Origin of the sequence: Priestia sp. TGN 0903 (assembly GCF_050846855.1) — a bacterium.
Taxonomy (GTDB): Bacteria; Bacillota; Bacilli; order Bacillales; family Bacillaceae_H; genus Priestia; species Priestia zanthoxyli.
Genome location: NZ_JBOZGL010000003.1, coordinates 493,845 through 512,415, shown reverse-complemented (window position 1 = coordinate 512,415; position 18,571 = coordinate 493,845). Strand labels below are relative to the sequence as shown.

General features: G+C 38.4%; 24 protein-coding genes. 4 read left to right on the top strand and 20 right to left on the bottom strand.

What is annotated here, in order from left to right; translation table 11 throughout:
- Nucleotides 1–58: 58 nt before the first annotated feature.
- Genes ACRPLY_RS13630 through ACRPLY_RS13620 form a run of 3 tightly spaced genes read right to left on the bottom strand, consistent with a single transcriptional unit; the run spans nt 59 to nt 4,181 of the window.
- Nucleotides 59–1,510 carry an FAD-linked oxidase C-terminal domain-containing protein gene (locus tag ACRPLY_RS13630; RefSeq protein ID WP_325077509.1) on the bottom strand — a complete coding sequence of 484 codons (1,452 nt, stop codon included), beginning with the start codon at nt 1,508–1,510 and terminating at the stop codon, nt 59–61.
- Nucleotides 1,494–2,855, bottom strand: a complete 1,362-nt coding sequence (locus ACRPLY_RS13625) for a (Fe-S)-binding protein (protein WP_154990394.1) — start codon at nt 2,853–2,855, stop codon at nt 1,494–1,496. The genes ACRPLY_RS13630 and ACRPLY_RS13625 overlap by 17 nt, the downstream gene beginning before the upstream one ends.
- A complete protein-coding gene (locus ACRPLY_RS13620; RefSeq protein WP_325077510.1) occupies nt 2,856–4,181 on the bottom strand; it encodes an FAD-binding oxidoreductase in 1,326 nt (441 codons plus the stop codon).
- Nucleotides 4,182–4,564: 383 nt separating this feature from the next.
- On the opposite strand from ACRPLY_RS13620, the gene ACRPLY_RS13615 reads away from it, so the two are divergent.
- Complete coding sequence (locus ACRPLY_RS13615; RefSeq protein WP_325077511.1) at nt 4,565–6,265, top strand: L-lactate permease; 1,701 nt, start codon at nt 4,565–4,567, stop codon at nt 6,263–6,265.
- Nucleotides 6,266–6,322: 57 nt separating this feature from the next.
- On the opposite strand, the gene ACRPLY_RS13610 is transcribed toward ACRPLY_RS13615, so the two are convergent.
- Entirely contained in the window at nt 6,323–6,595 is a 273-nt protein-coding gene (locus ACRPLY_RS13610; protein ID WP_325077512.1) for a hypothetical protein, read from the bottom strand.
- A gap of 135 nt (nt 6,596–6,730) precedes the next feature.
- A complete protein-coding gene (locus ACRPLY_RS13605) occupies nt 6,731–7,378 on the bottom strand; it encodes a VC0807 family protein (protein ID WP_013057564.1) in 648 nt (215 codons plus the stop codon).
- 251 nt (nt 7,379–7,629) lie between these two features.
- Between ACRPLY_RS13605 and ACRPLY_RS13600 the strand changes: the two genes are divergently transcribed.
- A complete protein-coding gene (locus ACRPLY_RS13600; protein ID WP_014459567.1) occupies nt 7,630–7,776 on the top strand; it encodes a hypothetical protein in 147 nt (48 codons plus the stop codon).
- A 108-nt stretch (nt 7,777–7,884) separates the two neighbouring features.
- Entirely contained in the window at nt 7,885–8,688 is an 804-nt protein-coding gene (locus tag ACRPLY_RS13595) for a lipid II flippase Amj family protein (protein WP_063247755.1), read from the top strand.
- Nucleotides 8,689–8,715: 27 nt separating this feature from the next.
- On the opposite strand, the gene ACRPLY_RS13590 is transcribed toward ACRPLY_RS13595, so the two are convergent.
- The 15 genes from ACRPLY_RS13590 to ACRPLY_RS13520 form a co-directional block, all read right to left on the bottom strand.
- Entirely contained in the window at nt 8,716–9,492 is a 777-nt protein-coding gene (locus tag ACRPLY_RS13590) for an ABC transporter permease (RefSeq protein ID WP_028412887.1), read from the bottom strand.
- A complete protein-coding gene (locus tag ACRPLY_RS13585) occupies nt 9,489–10,379 on the bottom strand; it encodes an ABC transporter ATP-binding protein (RefSeq protein WP_274862489.1) in 891 nt (296 codons plus the stop codon). Before ACRPLY_RS13585 ends, ACRPLY_RS13590 begins: the two co-directional genes overlap by 4 nt.
- Before the next feature lie 12 nt (nt 10,380–10,391).
- Nucleotides 10,392–10,583, bottom strand: coding sequence for a PLD nuclease N-terminal domain-containing protein (locus ACRPLY_RS13580; RefSeq protein ID WP_325077513.1), 192 nt, complete (start codon nt 10,581–10,583; stop codon nt 10,392–10,394).
- Nucleotides 10,584–10,784, bottom strand: a complete 201-nt coding sequence (locus tag ACRPLY_RS13575) for a transcriptional regulator (RefSeq protein ID WP_325077514.1) — start codon at nt 10,782–10,784, stop codon at nt 10,584–10,586.
- Entirely contained in the window at nt 10,784–11,104 is a 321-nt protein-coding gene (locus ACRPLY_RS13570) for a YxlC family protein (protein ID WP_325077515.1), read from the bottom strand. Before ACRPLY_RS13570 ends, ACRPLY_RS13575 begins: the two co-directional genes overlap by 1 nt.
- A complete protein-coding gene (sigY, locus tag ACRPLY_RS13565) occupies nt 11,101–11,658 on the bottom strand; it encodes an RNA polymerase sigma factor SigY (protein ID WP_223260193.1) in 558 nt (185 codons plus the stop codon). The genes ACRPLY_RS13570 and sigY overlap by 4 nt, the downstream gene beginning before the upstream one ends.
- 70 nt (nt 11,659–11,728) lie before the next feature.
- Entirely contained in the window at nt 11,729–12,070 is a 342-nt protein-coding gene (locus ACRPLY_RS13560; protein ID WP_013057574.1) for a DUF1033 family protein, read from the bottom strand.
- Between the two features lie 155 nt (nt 12,071–12,225).
- Entirely contained in the window at nt 12,226–12,459 is a 234-nt protein-coding gene (locus tag ACRPLY_RS13555; RefSeq protein ID WP_155010041.1) for a hypothetical protein, read from the bottom strand.
- Between the two features lie 8 nt (nt 12,460–12,467).
- Complete coding sequence (locus ACRPLY_RS13550; RefSeq protein WP_013083687.1) at nt 12,468–12,686, bottom strand: spore germination protein; 219 nt, start codon at nt 12,684–12,686, stop codon at nt 12,468–12,470.
- Nucleotides 12,687–12,795: 109 nt separating this feature from the next.
- Nucleotides 12,796–13,317, bottom strand: a complete 522-nt coding sequence (locus ACRPLY_RS13545; protein WP_028412881.1) for a hypothetical protein — start codon at nt 13,315–13,317, stop codon at nt 12,796–12,798.
- A 124-nt stretch (nt 13,318–13,441) separates the two neighbouring features.
- Nucleotides 13,442–13,681: a YiaA/YiaB family inner membrane protein gene (locus ACRPLY_RS13540; protein WP_013057577.1), complete on the bottom strand. Its 240-nt coding sequence runs from the start codon at nt 13,679–13,681 to the stop codon at nt 13,442–13,444.
- A 279-nt stretch (nt 13,682–13,960) separates the two neighbouring features.
- Nucleotides 13,961–14,161 (bottom strand): DUF6501 family protein, encoded by a 201-nt coding sequence (locus ACRPLY_RS13535; protein WP_013057578.1) that lies wholly within the window; start codon nt 14,159–14,161, stop codon nt 13,961–13,963.
- 79 nt (nt 14,162–14,240) lie between these two features.
- Entirely contained in the window at nt 14,241–15,014 is a 774-nt protein-coding gene (locus ACRPLY_RS13530; RefSeq protein ID WP_325077516.1) for an alpha/beta hydrolase, read from the bottom strand.
- A 121-nt stretch (nt 15,015–15,135) separates the two neighbouring features.
- Nucleotides 15,136–16,206, bottom strand: coding sequence for an FMNH2-dependent alkanesulfonate monooxygenase (gene ssuD, locus ACRPLY_RS13525; RefSeq protein WP_325077517.1), 1,071 nt, complete (start codon nt 16,204–16,206; stop codon nt 15,136–15,138).
- A 217-nt stretch (nt 16,207–16,423) separates the two neighbouring features.
- The gene (locus tag ACRPLY_RS13520) at nt 16,424–17,299 is read right to left on the bottom strand and encodes an STAS domain-containing protein (protein WP_049165233.1); all 876 of its coding nucleotides are present in this window, start codon (nt 17,297–17,299) and stop codon (nt 16,424–16,426) included.
- Nucleotides 17,300–17,429: 130 nt separating this feature from the next.
- Here ACRPLY_RS13520 and corA point away from each other — a divergent pair, with 130 nt between their 5' ends.
- The gene (gene corA, locus ACRPLY_RS13515) at nt 17,430–18,392 is read left to right on the top strand and encodes a magnesium/cobalt transporter CorA (protein ID WP_028412877.1); all 963 of its coding nucleotides are present in this window, start codon (nt 17,430–17,432) and stop codon (nt 18,390–18,392) included.
- The last annotated feature ends 179 nt before the right edge of the window (nt 18,393–18,571 follow it).

The following is an 18,571-nucleotide window of genomic DNA, read 5'->3' as shown; positions in this document are numbered from 1 at the left end:
GCGTTTTATTTTTGTTAAAAAAATCATATCATCGAGCGAATGTATTTTCAAGAATTTTCTAAAAATAACCCACTTTTTTCTTTTCTTTTTTGACTTCAGCGCAGCGGCTGGGACTTGGAAAAAGCTTTCCTGCATTTAATAGATTTTTAGGATTAAATACTTCTCGTATATTCGTTTGTGCTTGAATTTCATCTTCATTAAAAACAAATCGCATTTCTTCTTTTTTTTCAATGCCCACGCCGTGTTCGCCGGTAATCGTTCCTCCTACTTCTGCACATACTTGCAAACATGCGCTTCCGGCTTCGAGTGCTTTTTCAGTTTCCCCCGGCTTTCTAGCATCAAATAATACAAGCGGATGCAAGTTCCCGTCTCCAGCGTGAAAAATATTGGCAATGCGAAGGCCAGATTCTTCGCTAATTTTGTTGATTCGCTTCAGCACTTGAGGCAGTTTACTTCTTGGAATAACGCCGTCTTGTACGAGGTAGTCAGGGGATATAGCTCCCATCGCTCCAAATCCTGTTTTGCGATTTGCCCACCACCTGGCGCGCTCTTCTTCACTTTCAGCTACTTTCACTTCCCGTACGTTCTGTTTTTTGCATATGTCTAAAATACGTATGATTTGCTCTTCGATACCGGCTGAAATGCCGTCTACTTCAATTAATAAAAGAGCTTCAATATCTCTGGGGTGTCCGACTGGAAACGCAGCAGCTTCCACTCCTTCAATGGCGGTTTTATCCATCATTTCAAGCGCAGCGGGCACAATGCCGGCTGATATAATGTCGGATACCGCTTGACTGCCGTCTTCTACGCGGTCGAAATAGGCAAGTACCGTTTGTTTGGCTTCGGGGTTTTTCAAAATGCGCACCGTAATTTTTGTAACGATTCCTAACGTCCCTTCTGATCCTGTTAAAAGTCCTAATAAATCATATCCCGGTTCATCTGGAATACCTTGCTTGCCAAGTTCAATCACATCTCCATTTGGAAGCACCACCTCTAGCCCTAAAATATGGTTGGTAGTTACGCCATATTTTAGACAGTGTGCCCCTCCCGCGTTTTCCGCTACATTTCCACCAATGGTGCAGCAATACTGACTCGAAGGATCGGGTGCATAATAATATCCTTTTTCAGAGATTGAATTAGTTAACTTAAGATTAATAAATCCGGGCTCTACAACGGCACGTCTGTTTTCATAGTCGACGCTAAGCAGCCGCTTCATTTTTACTAAACTAATAATCACTTCGTTATTAAGCGGAATCGCTCCTCCGCTCAGTCCTGTGCCTGCTCCTCTTGCAAGAAAAGGCAAGTCATGTTCACTGCAGTATTTAACAATGCTAGAAACTTCTTTCGTATTTTTAGGAAATAACACCGCTTTAGGCAAGTGTCTGTGAATAGTAAACCCATCGCAGTCGTACGCAAGTAAATCTTCTTTGTGATACAAAATAGAATGAGCATCTACTAGTTGAGAAAGATTTTTCACGTGAAGATCTTTTATTCTATTTTTCTTCAACACGATGCGCTTCCTCCTCTTCTTTTTGATAGGCCCACTCCAAAAGCTGTACCGTGTGAACAATTTGCTGACTTCGTCCATATTTTTTCACTCCTACTGCCATCTGCAGCATACATCCTGGGTTTCCCATTGAAATCATTTCTACGTCAGGGGGCACATTTTCCATTTTATTTTGAAGCACGGCTCCCGCCATGTCAGGGTTTGTTAAATTATAAATTCCTGCGCTTCCACAGCATCTGTCTGCGTTAGCCATATGAACCATTTCAACTCCCGGAATAGAAAGCAAAATATCTCTTGGTTCTTCTCTAACTCCTTGACCATGAGCTAAATGACAAGCGTCGTGATACGTAATGCGCGTATGCAGCTTCGCCTGCGGAGGGCGATATCCCGTATCGTGAAGGTATTTTGAAATATCCTGGACTTTTTTAGCAAAGACTTCGGCTTTTTCAAGCCACTCTTGCTCTTCTTCTCTAAATAGTTCAGGATACTCTTTTAACATGCAGCCGCATCCCGCAGCGTTTACAATAATGGTATCGGCATGCTGAAACGCCTCTATATTTTTTTTGGCAAGCTGCCTTCCCATGTCTCGGTCTCCTGCATGAACGTGCAAAGCACCACAGCACGTCTGAGAATGAGGAATAACAACGTCGTTTCCGTTTCTTCTTAATACATTAAGAGTCGCTTCGTTAATATCACTGAACATGACGTCCATAATGCAGCCCGTTAAAAAAGCAACTTCGGCTTTTCTTTCGGCTTTTGCTTTTAGAACGCGTTCTTTTTTATATTTTTTTCGAACAGAACGGGTAATTTTAGGCATTACATGTTCCATTTCTGCTAGATGTGTTGGCATCATATTTAACATGCCTGTTGTGCGAACCATTTTTTGCATCCCGCTTTTTTGATACAACTTTAATAGACTTCCTGCAGCTTCTAAGCGATGGGAATGAGGAAAAAGTTCCTTTAGAAAAAACTTGCTGATCATTCCTTTCCATCCCGTCAAAGGCATCGCCTGACGAATTTGGCCGCGAGCTTCTTCAATGAGTCCGCCAACGTCTACATTTGCAGGACAAGCAGTTGTACAGGCACGGCAGTCCAAACAAGCAAATACAGGATCTGTAAACTGTTCATTCACGCTTATCTTTCCTTCTGCTACCGATTTGATAAGGTGCACGCGTCCTCTTGGTGAATGCTGTTCTTGCCCCGTTATTTCGTAAGTAGGACAAGACTCCAAGCACATTCCGCAGTGTACACAATCCGCCCATTTTTTTTCGTCTGGCGCGTCTTTCCACAAATAATTGCTAACGCTTTGACATGGAGCATCTTTGATATCCGCTTTCGCTGAATTCACTTAGATTCCTCCTATAAATCGTTTATAGTTAAGCACATTTTTAGCGTCCACCTTTGCTTTAATTCCTGCTAGTAACGGAAAATGAGAAGGTTTTTCCCCCCACACATTTACTTTTTGACGCAGTATAAAAGGCAAATGTTTAACGACCACATATCCTCCGTACGTTTTAGCCGTTTCAGTAAATGAAGTGATAACGGAAAGAATGGCTTCTTCTGAGCCCTTTATGTAGACTGAGCAAAGACCGTGTCCAACTCCTCCATGTGCTTTTACCAGCATGGGAAGGGATGTTTTTAAAGCAGTACTTTTGTTTATCACGTCAAGTACATTCATATTTGGTACACCGACTTTTAAAGTGGCTTCCGTTTCCTCTTCGGAAGAACCGCATGCACCATTTGGACTAATGTTACTAAAAAATCCCCAAAATACTTCGGCTTCTTTTTCATGAAGCACTTTTAAAATCGTATCAGACGGCTGAATGCTTTTGATGTAATTCTCTTGATAATGAACGGAACTTTCCACATCTTCAAAGCTGATTACAAGCGTAAACAGATGCTGCCCTATTACATCTTCAGCTAGAGAAGGATTTAATAATTCCAAGGAAACGGGCTCTATCATGGAGTCTAAGACTTTGCTAACAAACGCATGAACTTCTTCGATATTGCCTGTTGAAAAAGAAAGAAAAAGAACGCTTTGATACTTGGGCAGCGGACGCAGCTTTAACGTTATTTCGGATATAACGCCGAGCGTTCCCATTGAACCAATAAACAGCTTATTCATATCATAGCCAGCCACGTTCTTGACGACTTTTCCCCCTGAACGAACAATGGTTCCATCTGAATATACAACTCTCATACCGATTACTGCATCTCGAGCTGATCCATAAGACAAGCGCTTTGGGCCACTTTCATTCGCTGCAATAACTCCGCCGATTGTAGCGTAGTCTCCTAGAGCTGGATCAAGTGAAACTTGCTGATTGTACGTTTTTAAATACGTTTGCAGCTCTCCAAACGGCGTACCAGCTTTTACAGTAACCGTCATATCGCCTACTGTATGTTCAACAATTCCGCTGTATTCAGTCAGCGAAAGCAAAAGATCTGCTGTGTCTATAAGCCCGCCAAAGCCTTTTTTGGTACCGTTCCCTTCAATGACGACTTTTTTTCCGTGTTCCGCCGCATACCTTAAAACGGCTGCTATTTCTTGTTCTGAAGTTGGCTTAACATGCACGGACCCGTTATTTCCAAGGAAGTGATTCATATGCTGTTCTTCAAGTGTGGAAGGATGAGATAAAATGGATTTTAAATGACCTGGAAGTTCTAACGTACTCAATAAATTGACTCCTCTCGTTTTGTAATAGCAAACAACGTTTCACTAATAACATACAGAAGTGCCATGTATAATACGACTGAAAGTAGTAGATTAATAAGAAGAATAATTAGTAGAATAGATGAAAAGATATATTTTAAGCGCTTACAATCATTTAATCACCTATTCTTGGGATTTTCAACCAGTATTTTCTTCTTATCAACAAAAAAAATGTCCGTTCTTTAGAAAAAAAGTTTCTTTTAGTACTTGCCTATCACGAAAGTATTAGAATATAATGTAAGCGAATTCATTTTTACATAAGTCATCAGATGACCTTATCATCGTAGTTTTAATGGTTTCGTTTTACTAAATTCGTAGTTCACTAATTTGAAAATGAGGTGTTAGTTATGACATGGACACAGCAGTTCACTCCTGTAGGAAACAGCGTCATTTGGTCTTCATTAATCGCTTTGATTCCTATTCTTTACTTCTTTTGGGCTCTGGCTATTAAACGAATGAAAGGTTATATGGCTGGGATTACAACCTTACTGGTCGCACTTGCCGTTGCGATGCTTGCCTATAAAATGCCGGCTAGCATGGCTTTTATGTCAGCTAGTCAAGGAGCTGTATACGGTATACTGCCGATTGGATGGATTATCATTACATCCGTTTTTCTTTACAAACTAACTGTAAAAACCGGTCAGTTTGATATTATTCGTACCTCTGTCGTATCTATTACAGAAGATCGCAGACTTCAAGCTTTGTTGGTTGCTTTTTCGTTTGGGGCTTTTCTTGAAGGTGCTGCTGGTTTTGGTGCACCTGTTGCGATTTCAGCAGCTTTGCTTGTAGGACTAGGTTTTAATCCGCTGTATGCCGCTGGCTTATGTTTATTAGCAAATACAGCACCCGTTGCTTTTGGTGCAATCGGTATTCCTATCACGGCTATGGAGGGTCCTACTGGAGTAGCGGCAATGGAAATCTCTAAAATGGTAGGCCGCCAGCTTCCTTTTATTTCTGTATTTATTCCGCTATATTTGGTTTTTGTAATGGCTGGATTTAAGAAAACAGTAGAAGTACTCCCTGCTATTTTAGTATCCGGCGTCTCTTTTGCTCTTACACAGTTTGTCAGCTCTAACTTTTTAGGACCTGAACTTCCCGATATTTTATCGGCACTCGTTTCACTTTTTGCGCTCGCTATTTTCTTAAAATTCTGGAAACCGAAAACAACGTTTCGCTTTCAATCTGAAAAAGCAGCACATGAAGTAGCTTCCGCTTCGGCTGAGCCAAGAGAAACTCAAGGTCAGCCCGCATTCACGGGGGCTCAAATTGCAAAGGCGTGGTCACCTTTTTTAATTTTAACGATCTTTATTTCCATATGGGGAATTCCTCAAATTAAAACCGCTCTGACGGGACATTATGAAGGAACTAACGCTTTTTTGAGCGCTATCAATTCCGTCGGACATTATTTAACGTTTATGCCAGAAGTACCTTGGTTAAATAATTTAATTTTAAATGGAAATGGAGAACCAATTGCGGCAGTGTATAAGTTAGAATTACTAGGCGCTGCGGGCACAGCTATCCTGTTGTCTGCTGTTGTCACAAAATTTATCGTCAACATCTCTTGGAAAGAATGGTTTATTACGTTTAACGAGACGTGCAAAGAATTAGCGTTGCCGCTGCTTACCATTATGTCCGTTGTAGCATTTGCTTACGTGACAAATGCTTCTGGAATGAGTACAACCTTAGGACTGCTGCTAGCTAAAACAGGCGCGTTATTTCCCTTTTTCTCTCCTGTACTCGGCTGGCTTGGTGTTTTTATTACAGGATCAGATACATCAGCCAACTTATTGTTCGGCAACTTGCAAAAAATCACGGCTACGTCTATTGGAATGAATCCGCTTCTTGCGCTTGCAGCAAACTCTTCTGGTGGAGTAACCGGTAAAATGATTTCACCGCAGTCCATCGCTGTTGCCTGTGCTGCGGTTGGGTTGGCTGGAAAAGAGTCCGATTTGCTTCGTTTTACGGTGAAGCACAGCTTATTTTTACTGCTGATTGTCTGCGTATTAACATTTTTACAATCTAGTGTATTATCGTGGATGATTCCTTAATCAAAAAAGCTTCCGCAGCTAGAGGTGAACCTCTGCACGGAAGCATTTTTCTTTTAGTTAAGATCGATTGATGGCATATACAACAAATAAAACTATATCTAGCAAAATCATGACAACACCGACAAGTAGCCAGATGTTTCCTTGAGTCTTTTTCTCTCCTTCTTGCATTTCAAGCGCTCGAATAGCAAATACAATTCCAAGCGTAAACACAAGGAAAAAAAGCTGACGGTAATCAAAAAACGACAGTACGACAAAAATTAAGGTAAAAAACACCATAATCATTTCTAAAATTCGATAAGGCTGCTTTTGACATGCTAATAATAGTTTCATTTCTTGACCTACTTTCATCCCGTTTCTAATAGCGTTATTTTACTATTAATTTTAAATGAGATGTTAGTGTTTCGGGCACTGTTCACTGTTTTGTAACAAAAAAAGCGTACGTTAGCTAAACGCACGCTTCTCCTTTTATTCATTTACATTTGGATTCATTGGATTATCCATCCCTGTTTTATCTTGAATTTTTTTATAGATAAAATACGTGTAGACGGCAATTAAAATGGAGAATGCCCACGTAACGGCTTGACGGAATACAATCATGTTCCCGTACCCTTCTACTCCGTACTTTTGAATCAATACGTATTTTACAATTGCTAAAAATACATAGCGACCTGCGAACAGTACTGTAAGCCAGTTCATCATTTTGAATAAATCAGGCTGGTGGAAGAGCTTAAGAGAATCTTCTCGCTTATAGCCCATTAAGTACGCCGTATCTACAAAAAAGTACAAACCAATTGGCTTTTTTATCACAATGGTAAAAAGGACAACTACAGCCAGTCCAATCATAAAGTATACTTGATTGTTTAACATCGTCGCTGCGTTTCCTGAAATTAAATCAATAATGGTACGTGCCAGCAGCGTAATGACAATAAACAATCCTGTTACGTTAAACTGGCGATCTTTAATAAATGTATAAATGGTATACACAAACGCTGGTGCTGTTGAAAGCAAAATGGCATAGTAATCACCAATAATGTCTTTTCCCTGATTCCATATTAGGTAAGGAATAGCGATATAAAAAAGTAAATCAAACCATACTCGTTTTGTATTGTTCATATATAACTCCTTTAAAAACGTTGTTCCTGCTATTATATGGGATACTACGCAAGAAAAAAAGGCTTTTACCTGGAATGTTATGAAATTTTAATCATTTATGTTTAGATCCAAAGCGACAGGGAAAACGATTTCTAGAAAGACTTCAAGAATTATAAACATCGAAACACTTGAGCAGCAATACATGTGCCACAAGTGAAAAATGCTGAAAGGATTGATTCATTATCGCACTTCACCTAACGTACACGTCAGAAATGGAAAAGGCCATGCAGCTTTCTCACGGCGTGGGGTATGCTGAATATAGCCGTAAACTAGACAAACGTCTACAGGTGGAAAAAGAACGGGAAAAAGATTATCAGGCTAGCAAAGATATACTTCGTGATATTAACCAGCATCGATAATAAAAAGCCGCTTGCTACTCTTGGTAGCAAGCGGCTTTTTATTTACAAATGAACCAAAATTATACATAATAAGGAAGTGCGTGTATCAAAGAAAGGAACTTACTTATTATGATGGAAAAATTACTGATTATTTGTGTATTTGTAGGAATTATTCACATGATTGAAACACTAGCCTACTCTGTGAGACTCGCGGGCTTGAAAACTGGAAAACTAGTCGTAGCCCTATCTCTTTTTAATATTATTGTCATCGTTTCAAGAACAGCTAATATGGTGCAAGCTCCGCTGACCGGCAAATTAGGAGATGCGGTCCAGTCTAAAGAAGATTTGCCCCTTCTGCTTCATCAGCTTCAAACCATTTTGCTCGCGGCCTCTATTGGGACAATCGCAGGTGCTCTTTTAATTCCTAGCTTTGTATCAATCTTCTCTCGCATGATTTCACACTTAGAAGTAGCAGGATCTGTACCCAAAATGATGAAAAACATTACTTCCATACATACCCTTGAGAAAGCAAAAAAACACGTGAAGCGTCCTAGGTGGATTATGCTGTCTCAGCTGCGAATAGGCGGAGTGCCCAAGCGATTGCTTCTTTTAAATTTAATGGCTACGACCATTTATACAGTAGGTGTTCTTTCCACTCTTTATGCTTCTACGCTCGAGCCTACTCTTTCTAAATCGATTCTGATGTCTTCTGGTCTTATTAACGGACTAGCGATGATTACCCTTGCAGTGTTTGTAGATCCGCAAGTAGCCATTCTAACTGAAAAGGTAATGAAAGGTGAATCGACCAAGCAATCTATGAATAAAATGGTTGGTACACTCGTCATCTCTCGTTTATGCGGGACAGTATGTGCCCAGATTCTCTTAGTCCCCGCTGCTCTTTATATTGCGTGGATTTGCAAATTAATTCCCTAGAAAAAAGACTTCGTTTCAGAAGTCTTTTTATACATATTCTACTTTTTTGTATCTATAAACAGCAGCAATTAAAAGAAGAAAACAGCTCACTAATGTAACAACTACGGTATAGGTGACACTTTGTGACCAGTGCAATTGTTCAAGTATACGGCCGGCGTATTGTGACAGCGCTGCAGGACTCCACTTTAATTGATTCGTAAACAAAGTACTTAAAAATGAAAGTGACGCAATAATCAAAATGCTTACTCCAGCAATTCCTCCGCTTTGTAAAAGAAAGGTTCCAGCTGCCACTAGCACGGACAAGATAAAAATCAGCCACAGGCTGTATAAAAGAAAGCTAACTATCATATGAGTCCAATCCACATGTGAAAATAAAAGATTTGTATAATACCACGCTGCTATATAGCTTATAAACATTGAGCCAATAACCAGTACGATTTGCGCAGCCCATTTACTCATAATGTATTGAATGACACTCACCGGTCTCATCATAACAAGTACAGCCGCATGATTTTGTCGTTCATTTGAAATCATATTCATGCTTGCTAGTACAATCAATAAGATTCCTATTGTGCTGTATTGTGAAAGGACACCTTGCAATACTTCTTGACCGGTGGGCGTAGGAAGTTGAATAATTGCTCCTTTTGGCAAATTTCCTGCCATGTCAATGATTTGTGGCATATAATAATTCGTTAAAGGCTGTGTGATGCCTAGCAAAATTAGGGAGATGGGCAGCCAAATTGCTTTGCCGTTCGCAAATAATTCATGCAGCTCCTTTTTAAATAAGACTCCAAATATATTCATTTATTCATCACCTCTAGATACACGTCTTCAAGAGAATGCTGTTTTCGTTTAAATAAAACAAGATTTGCTTGTTGATCAACAAGCAGTTGAAGCAGCTGCTGCTGCTGAGATGTATCTTTTACACTTACAGTGGCTTTATAAGGAGAATGAAACAGCACCTGTTCACTTGGCAGACTGCTAAATGATGCAGGGAGCCTTTCTTCTGTTTCAATCGTAAAAGCAGGATCCGCAAACTCTTGGCGCAGCGAACTCTTTGTTCCATTCCATTTCATACGTCCGTTTTTAATCATGATCATGTTATCGCATATTTGTTCTGCATCATGCAAAATGTGAGTTGAAAAAAGGATGGTCGTATCTTTTTTTAATGTTTCGATAATCATTAGGACATCTTTTCTGCCTTCAGGATCCAAAGCCGAAACGGGTTCATCTAAAATTAGCAGTTCAGGTTTATGTAACAAGGCTTGTGCTAAGCCCAAACGTTGTTTCATTCCTCCAGAAAAGCCTGCAATTTTCTGCTTTTCCTTTCCTTTTAAACCTACCGTTTCAAGTACTTCATCTATTCGTTGAGAAAGCACATTTTTTGAAATGTTAGATAAAAGGCCTAAAAAAGTTAAATACTGCTGAGGCGTCATCCAATTAAAAAACGTAGGATGCTGCGGCAGAAAGCCAATAAATGATCGTACGTCTTGATGCTGTTTATCTTCAAAAGAAATTTCCCCTTTATTAGGTGCAGTAAGACCTGCAATCATATGCAAAGTAGTCGTCTTACCTGCACCATTAGGGCCTAACAATGCTGCACATTTTCCTTTATCGAGATTAAATGAAAGGTTATCTACAACGGTTATATTACGGTACGTTTTTGTCAGTCCTTCTACTTGCATAAACATCTTCGCTCCACCTCACTGTTTTTTACGTCCTAAAACAAAATATAAAACGGGGCCAACTGTACTTACACATAAAATGATGAGTCCCCATAGCCATTTTGGTCCGTTTGTCTCTTCTTGCTTTATGCAGCTTATTAACGCTGGAATCATTAAAAATAATTGTAAGAATAGAATTGGAGCAATTAACAACCAGTTAATGTCCTTCATTTACATCCCCCTTTTTCTTCGTGCTGGAAGCCAAATAATAAAAAACCCATAAAACAGCGTTGGCATTGGAATTTGAATCAGCCCCCATATTCCCCAAAACCATGGATGAGCGCCGCGTTTTTTTGCATTGATAAAAAGTAGAAAGCTTTGAAGAAGGAGAAATGGTGAAATAAACAGCACAATAATCCATTTTTCATTCATTATAAAAACATCTCCTTTTTTCGTTTATAGTGAAAAACGATAAAAGAAAGAGGCGCAACAATGATGCCAATTACCTCAATGGCGATAAATAAGGCAGGTATTTGTAAAATAGCCGTCGCCATTACTGTTAAAATAACAAGTGCTGTTAATGTAAATAAGCATAACTCTTTCCGAAAAGCCTTTTTCTGCTTTTGTTTTTCAATAAGAAGTTGCTCTTTAATGACACGAAGAGAAATATGTTCATGACTTGCTAAACTCTCTAGCTGCTCCCAATCTTTTTTTAAAGAATGCAAGGACTGATTGTCATTTTCTTCTCTCATTCTTTCCACTCCTTTCTCAGTATGTTTACTCCTTTGTTTACTCTTGATTTGACCGTTCCTGCTCGCATATTCAGCATATGGGCAATCTCATCGTATGTATATCCGTAATAATGTCGAAGCAAGACAGGAATTCGAAAGCGTGAATCGAGTTCATTAAAATCGGAAAACATCTCGCTCCATTCCACTCCTTTGTATTTAGCTTTCCACTGAAGCTGATGCGATAAAGACTGCTTTATTCGCTGAAGACTGCTTTTTTCACGTTTTTGCTTGCGCAAATAGTCCATGTACAGTCTTGAAGCAATGGATATCATCCAAGTCGAAAACTTTGCTTCATTTTTGTATGAAGAAAGATTCACGTAACACTTCATCATTGCTTCCTGACACAATTCACTGCATAAGTCCTCATCTAATGTCAGCTTTAAAAGGTATTTATATAAAAATGAATGATAGCGCTGAAATAATAATGAAAAGGCATCATCATCACCTTGTAATGCTTTTTGGACAAGGATGAAATCATCTTGTTCCAAAGCGGTCACCCCTCCTTTTTGTTTCATCACCTATATGACGCTTGAGCGATTGAAATCGTTCATTTTTTATATAAAAAAAACGCCCCGCAGGACGTTTTTATTTAGTACGAAGCATTTTTAATCCTTCTTCATCTTCTTCTAATGAATAGACTTCATCGTTTTTAGCGAATAAAACACCGTGGAAGATTTGAAGGTCATCATCACAGGCCTCGCAAAATTCCTTTTCGCCTTCGTTCCAAAAGCTAAAGAGCGCTAGTTCATCACTTCGCACGCTTGCGTATTTTTGATGAAATTCATAAATCATCATCGCGTAGTAGCGAAGCGCTTCTTCTTTTTTTTCAAATTCAATGGTTTCAATAATATCTTTTTCCCAGCCTTCTAAAAACAGCCAAGGTTCACAATCACTTTTTATTTTATGAACTCTCCATTTATCTGTCATGATTGAACATCTCCTTACTTACAGCTTACTTCTAAAAATTCTCTTTTCCTTATTATTCAGCAAAAATAACTTTGAATCAAGTAAAACGGAAAAAAACGCCTATTTTTAGGAAATAGGCGCTAACAAGTTGGCTTAATCTGAACTTCTTTTTTATATTAGTAATAGGCCCTTAAACTATAAGGAACTAAACTGCCCGTATAATACTGGGTAACAGGAGGGAAAACGCCGGCTGAAGGCGTGATTTTCCCCCACCAAGATGGTTTTTTGCCCCACCAGTTATCCATCGCTCCATCAGGTGACACGACAAATCCAATTGGACGTGCAAAAGAAGGCATAAAATACGGATAAAACGAATACTGAAAAGGCGTGTAGAAAGAAGAGTAAAACATCTCTTTCCTTATCCGTTTCCGAAGCCGTTTTGGTCAGAACCATCCGGATCGAGCGTATTTGTATTAGAAAGTCCCGAATTTGTATTTACACAAATTCCTGTATTTGAAGACCCTGAACCTTGCGCAGTTTTACTGTTACTTTTTGGAGAAACATAGTACGTGTCGCCAAATGTAACGACTCCTCCTGTAACATTTGGAATCACTACATGATTAATAACAATCGGCATTATCCTCACCCTTTTTATTTTCATCGTGATGTAATATATGAATAATTTATCAAAAGGGTTATAAATTAATGGATATAAATAAAAAATCCCCCTGCAGAGTGGGGTATTTTTACGCTTTTACCTCTTTTTTAGAATGACTTAATTCATCTCGAAGAATATCAAAATCTCGTTCTGCTACTTCTTCAATTTTAGTATACAACTCATTCTCTGTTAAAAGTCCTTTTTCTTCAAGTATTTCGACAAGAGCCTTAAACTTTATTCTAGATAAAAGCATTTCGTTGACCGTGCTCTCTGTTGGACGTTCATTTTTCACTTGTTCTTTTTCTTTAACAGGTTCTTGCTGCAGCTTCACTCTGAAAACAATATTTGTATGATCTGTAATTTCAGGTGACTGATAAAATGTGCTATGCGAAATGTTTTTTAGTGTTAGCGTTTCTTTTGTCTCCATATTTGTTACTTCAAAGTACGGATCCTCAAAAAATGCATCATATTTATCATAAGCTGCTTTGCCTACAACCGAAAAAGAAAAGTTTAGCCTTTTCAACTCTTCACCTGTATTCGCATCAGTAATCATTTTTTCTTCAAACATATCAACGTGAAAATTTACGTTATTAATCATTAGTTGTGTCAATTCAATCGCCTCCTTCTTTATTAATACGACATGGAGTGACAAGTTCCCTGTTTTTTTATATAAAAAAACATCTCCCAAAAATGGGGATGTTTTTCAAAGAGCTAGAAAAATGCTTTTTTTAGCTCTACAATTCTTCTTCTGCTTTGTCATATTTGCGTTCGTGCGCCGTATCTTCTTCGTTATCACGAATGGTTTTTTGAAGCACAAAAGCGGACATCGTTAAGTATAATGTTCCAACAGCATAATAACCTTTTACCGGTAATGATGCATCTAAGGTATAAATTCCTATAAACATAGCTAATAGTGCTGTAATAAAAGCTGTCCATGCTAAAAATGTAAAAGCTGCTGTATTACGCTTTTTCATCGTATGACCTCCTCTTTTCCTTTTTCTGTTAAGCGTCGCTTTCATTTTACATTGTAAAATAATTGTTGTCATGGGTATTTATAGTCAGTTACCCTTTTAATCAGAACAAGAAACGGAAGAATTTAGGTCTTACATCCTATTTTTATCATAAAGCTTTTTTTCGAAATGATGAGATATATGGAATTTCTCTTTAAAAGAATGTTCATTCGTTTTCATTAAGGAAAGCTCCATTTAATTATTGCAATAAAAAAATCATCGCCGAGACGATGATTTTTTTGTTTAGCCTTCAAAGTATTCTTTATAAAAGCCGCCGACTTGGCCAGTGTTATCAACAACAAAATAAAATTCTTCTGTTTCGTTTTTTACATCATATGTTTTTCCTGCTGTTAAAACATTTTCAACCACGAATTTTTTTGCATCTGTATGTATGCATTTTACTTGTTTAATTGTTGGACGATCGTTCCATTCTAAATGAATCATGTATGTACACTCCTTTGTTTTCATTCAAGATTCATTTTATCTTACTTGAAGTAAAAAAGAAACGGAGCGAATTTAAAAATTAAAAAATTCGCTCATGCACTTTTTTTTTGGCAACTGTTGCTTGTACAAACTGTGCCGTTTGTGCAACAATTGTGTCTTTATCAAAATCCATCGACGCAACATGGTAAGAGTTTCGAAGCATGTACTGTCTTTTTTCTGCTGATTGAATATGGTTTAAGATATAAGCTGAATTCTCAGGCGGTACTACGTTATCAACGGTTGATGTTAGTACTAAAGCCGGGCATGTTACATAAGATAAGCGTTCTTTTGTTTCGTCCATTAAAGAAAGCAGCTCACGCATAGAGCGCACTGGTACTTTGTCGTACGTAATTTCATGTACGTTTGGATCCTTAATATCAGGATGATCTTCTTTTAAATAACGAGGCGTATGACGAGAGCGGTAAGGTTCCATTGAAGGAATGGACGTCATAGCCGGATTGATTGCAATAACTCCGTCAAGATCTAATCCTTGGCTTGCTGTATGAAAGGTGAGAGTGCCTCCCATGGACTGACCTAAGATAAATACATGACGGCATTCTTGCTTCAAACGCTGATACCCATTTAAAAAGTCCTGCTTCCATTCCTCGTACGTTGTTTGTTCAATATCATAGTAGTGAGTACCATGTCCCGTTAGTCGAAAACCGTACACAGTAAAACCTTTTTTAGCTAATTCTTTTCCGATATATTCCATACTTTGAGGAGTCCCCATAAATCCATGAGAAACAAGTATACCAATGTCGTTGCCTTTATAATAAAAAGATTCTGCGCCTTGAATTACGTCATAACGTTCCATTTTCTTCACCCTTTATCACAAATTTTCTGACTAAATGAACTACCTTTATAATACACCTATAATTCCTATAAGTCAACTGGGTTATTTATTTTTTTACGATTCAAAAAGAACGAAGCAAGAATTATCTCTTGCTTCGTTCTTTTTGAATATGTGGAAATACTAGCTCAGCAAACGTATATGCTTCTTCTAGATGCGGGTATCCCGATAAAATAAACGTATCAATTCCTAGCTCTTTGTACTCTTTTAAACGATCCGCTACAATTTCAGGACTTCCAACAAGAGCGGTTCCAGCTCCTTCTCGTGCTAAGCCGATTCCAGCCCATAGATTCGGAGCAATCTCCAGCGCACCTCGATCTTTTGTGCCGCTGTGCAAACTTGACTGTGTTTTTTGGGCAGTGGAGTCAAATGACGCAAACTTATCTTGAAACGCTTTGATCGTATCATCATTAACATGTTTAATTAATTTATCTGCAGATTCCCACGCTTCGTCTTCCGATTCTCTTACAATAACGTGCAGTCGAATACCAAAGCGAATGTCCCTGCCTTCATTTGCAGCTTTTTCTTTCATCTCATCAATTTTCGTCTTGATCACTGCAGGAGGTTCTCCCCATAACAAATATACATCTGCATGCTTTGCGCCTACTTCTTTGCCCGCTGGAGAAGACCCGCCAAAGTACAGCGGAGGATACGGTTTTTGGACAAGAGGCGACGGAATGTACGCACCTGTTACATCAAGATGTTCTCCTTTATAGTCCACTTTTTTTCCTTCCATTACATCTCGCCAAATCGTTAAAAATTCATCTGTTAACTCGTAGCGTTTATCATGGCTTAAATAGTTACCGTACGTTGCTTGCTCCACGGGATCTCCTCCCGTCACAATATTTAACATAAGTCGGCCGTTTGATATTTGATCGAATGTCGAAGCCATCCGTGCTGAAAGTGTGGGAGACATGACACCCGGGCGAAGTGCAATCAAAAACTTCAGTCGGTTTGTAACGGAAGCAAGTGCCGATGCAATCACCCACGAATCTTCACAATTTGAACCAGTAGGCAACAAAGCACCGTCATATCCTAGATAATCCAGCCCGTGTGCGATTTGCTTTAAGTAGTGAATATCACTTGTTCTACTTCCTTCGGTTGTGCCTAGATAATGTCCGTCGCCTGCTGTAGGGAAAAACCATAAGATGTTCATTTCCATTTCCTCCTAAATATTCTCGTATTCTATATAAAGCGTTTTCATATTATTTGTTCAATTCTTGTCCGCTAATTACAGAGATGCATTTGTATATTAGCGTATGTAATACGACTCTTTTTATTTATTAAATTAGTAAAATCATAATACCTGTTTAACCTATATGTCAAGTATGAATTGAAATAAAAAAACAAGAATTAAAAATAATTCTTGTTTTTTATTTCCTCATACGTGAAGCCATCGCATTAGCAAGAGTTGATTTTGTTGATATATTTTCAAACGATAAACCTAAATGAGAAGCGGTAATCGCGATTTCAGGACGTACCCCAGAGATAGTTGATTCTACGCCTATTAATTTTAAGGCATCAATCAGCTGGAAAATCTGATGAGCAACCATCGTATCAACAATAACTACTCCTGAAATATCAATATAAAGGTGATTCACTTGCTGTTCAGCACAGCGAGTTAACGTATTCTCTAAAATTCGTCGCGCTCTTGCCGTGTCGATATCCCCAACAAGCGGAAGAATCGCAATATGATCGCTCAATGGAATAACTGGGGAACTCAGTTCGTTAATCAGCTCTTTGTGTGCTTCAAGCAACCGTCTTGAATGCTGATGGTGCTCTTCAACAAATTTATAAACGGTGATATCAAACACGCGTACAATCAATTCGTTCCATTCGTCTAGTTCTTCTTGCGTAATATCTTGGTCATACGCTTCTACAAATTGATTTAAATATGTTAAATACTGTTTTCTAACTCGGAAAAATTCTCGAATAATATAATGAATAGGCGTTCTTACATGCTCTCCGTCTTCCGCAATCTTTAAAATCCACGTTTCAAATGAATCAAAAAATTCTTTTTCACTTTTTATAAATACATCGGCTATGTATAAATGAAATTCATTATTTTGACCTTTTAATACTGAAATGACTTCCGGATGAGTAGATGCATAAACCGATTCTGGGTCATTGTCTTCAAGGCTTTCATACCATTCTTCCGTTAGTTGATCTGCATGTTTTAAGAAAAACATTCGAAGTGCTTCATTTTTATTCAAAACAATTCCCCTTTCCATACGAGCTACTACTATCATTATAATTCAACTTTTTCCCCCTTACTAGTTTTATAAAAAGAGGAGAAAGAAAATTTTTTAAAAAATACGTTTAGTTTATTGATTTTATGCTACATTGAAAATGGCTATAAAAACACGAAGGAGTTTTCAAATGATACGAACGTTAGCTCTTATGAACGATAACAAACTTGTGAAACATATACAATTAGATCAGATTCACGACCCCTCTATTCAGTACTATTGGATTGACTTTAACTGCCCTTCTGAAGAAGAAGCGCTGCTGCTTCAATCATCCTTTCACTTTCATCCGTTAGCGATTGAAGATTGCTTTCATTTTCTGCAGCGTCCAAAACTCGATTATTATGAAGGATACAGTTTTTTTGTCCTTCATTCGTTAAATCGGCAAACGTTAGAAGCTGAAGAAGTTGATCTTTTTATCGGCGATAATTATATGGTTACTTTTCATTTTCACCCGTCAGCTGCAATTGATAAAGTATGGGAAAAGCTGCTTCATACACCTTCGATTCAAGAAAAAGGAATAAGCTACCTTGCGTATTCTGTGATGGATAAAGTGGTAGATGAATATTTTCCCACTGTATATCAAATTGAAGATGAGCTGAATGATATAGAAAACATAGACGCAAAAAAATCCATCTCTGTTTTAATGGAAGATGTATTTAAACTTCGAAGTGATTTGCTAAAAATCAGAAGAACCATTTTGCCTATGCGCGATTTATTGTACCGTGTTATAAATTCTGAACGCTTAGATGTTCATCCTGAACAAAAAAGGTATTTTAAAGATGTCTATGACCACTTATTAAAATTAGCCGATATGATTGAATCAAACCGGGAAATGACGTCTGATATGCGCGATAATTATCTTTCTCTTAATTCAAACCGGATGAATTCAATTATGATGACACTGACTGTTATTTCATCTATCTTTATTCCCCTTACCTTTATCGTTGGCGTATACGGAATGAATTTTGAAAATATGCCTGAGCTAAAGTGGCACTATGGCTATTTCTTTGTGCTTGGCTTCATGGGATTGATAACGCTTGGTTTAATTCTATGGTTCAAGCGAAAAGGCTGGTTTAATGCTGATAAAGAGTAGAAAGATTGAGACATACCGAAATCAATCCAATGTAAAGATGAATAAATTGGATAAGTGAGCTAGTGCTATCAATTTCCGCGGGCGGCCGATGAGTCTCCTCGTCGCTTACGCTCCTGTGGGGTCTCCCCTGTTCCGCTTTTCCTGCAGGAGTCTTCGCCTTGCTCTCCAATCAACCGCTA

What these genes read in the sequence shown, in the direction of transcription:
- ACRPLY_RS13530 (WP_325077516.1), bottom strand. Translation starts at nt 15,014, where the DNA reads ATGGAACGTTATGACGTAATTCAAGGCGCAGAATCTTTTTATTATAAA.
- sigY (WP_223260193.1), bottom strand. Translation starts at nt 11,658, where the DNA reads ATGAAACAAAAAGGAGGGGTGACCGCTTTGGAACAAGATGATTTCATC.
- ACRPLY_RS13520 (WP_049165233.1), bottom strand. Translation starts at nt 17,299, where the DNA reads ATGATAGTAGTAGCTCGTATGGAAAGGGGAATTGTTTTGAATAAAAAT.
- ACRPLY_RS13595 (WP_063247755.1), top strand. Translation starts at nt 7,885, where the DNA reads ATGATGGAAAAATTACTGATTATTTGTGTATTTGTAGGAATTATTCAC.
- ACRPLY_RS13540 (WP_013057577.1), bottom strand. Translation starts at nt 13,681, where the DNA reads ATGAAAAAGCGTAATACAGCAGCTTTTACATTTTTAGCATGGACAGCT.
- ACRPLY_RS13590 (WP_028412887.1), bottom strand. Translation starts at nt 9,492, where the DNA reads ATGAATATATTTGGAGTCTTATTTAAAAAGGAGCTGCATGAATTATTT.
- ACRPLY_RS13550 (WP_013083687.1), bottom strand. Translation starts at nt 12,686, where the DNA reads ATGCCGATTGTTATTAATCATGTAGTGATTCCAAATGTTACAGGAGGA.
- ACRPLY_RS13585 (WP_274862489.1), bottom strand. Translation starts at nt 10,379, where the DNA reads ATGTTTATGCAAGTAGAAGGACTGACAAAAACGTACCGTAATATAACC.
- ACRPLY_RS13560 (WP_013057574.1), bottom strand. Translation starts at nt 12,070, where the DNA reads ATGACAGATAAATGGAGAGTTCATAAAATAAAAAGTGATTGTGAACCT.
- ACRPLY_RS13605 (WP_013057564.1), bottom strand. Translation starts at nt 7,378, where the DNA reads ATGAACAATACAAAACGAGTATGGTTTGATTTACTTTTTTATATCGCT.
- ACRPLY_RS13555 (WP_155010041.1), bottom strand. Translation starts at nt 12,459, where the DNA reads ATGTTTTACTCTTCTTTCTACACGCCTTTTCAGTATTCGTTTTATCCG.
- corA (WP_028412877.1), top strand. Translation starts at nt 17,430, where the DNA reads ATGATACGAACGTTAGCTCTTATGAACGATAACAAACTTGTGAAACAT.
- ACRPLY_RS13570 (WP_325077515.1), bottom strand. Translation starts at nt 11,104, where the DNA reads ATGAGAGAAGAAAATGACAATCAGTCCTTGCATTCTTTAAAAAAAGAT.
- ACRPLY_RS13580 (WP_325077513.1), bottom strand. Translation starts at nt 10,583, where the DNA reads ATGAAGGACATTAACTGGTTGTTAATTGCTCCAATTCTATTCTTACAA.
- ACRPLY_RS13615 (WP_325077511.1), top strand. Translation starts at nt 4,565, where the DNA reads ATGACATGGACACAGCAGTTCACTCCTGTAGGAAACAGCGTCATTTGG.
- ACRPLY_RS13610 (WP_325077512.1), bottom strand. Translation starts at nt 6,595, where the DNA reads ATGAAACTATTATTAGCATGTCAAAAGCAGCCTTATCGAATTTTAGAA.
- ACRPLY_RS13575 (WP_325077514.1), bottom strand. Translation starts at nt 10,784, where the DNA reads ATGAATGAAAAATGGATTATTGTGCTGTTTATTTCACCATTTCTCCTT.
- ssuD (WP_325077517.1), bottom strand. Translation starts at nt 16,206, where the DNA reads ATGAACATCTTATGGTTTTTCCCTACAGCAGGCGACGGACATTATCTA.
- ACRPLY_RS13535 (WP_013057578.1), bottom strand. Translation starts at nt 14,161, where the DNA reads ATGATTCATTTAGAATGGAACGATCGTCCAACAATTAAACAAGTAAAA.
- ACRPLY_RS13600 (WP_014459567.1), top strand. Translation starts at nt 7,630, where the DNA reads ATGGAAAAGGCCATGCAGCTTTCTCACGGCGTGGGGTATGCTGAATAT.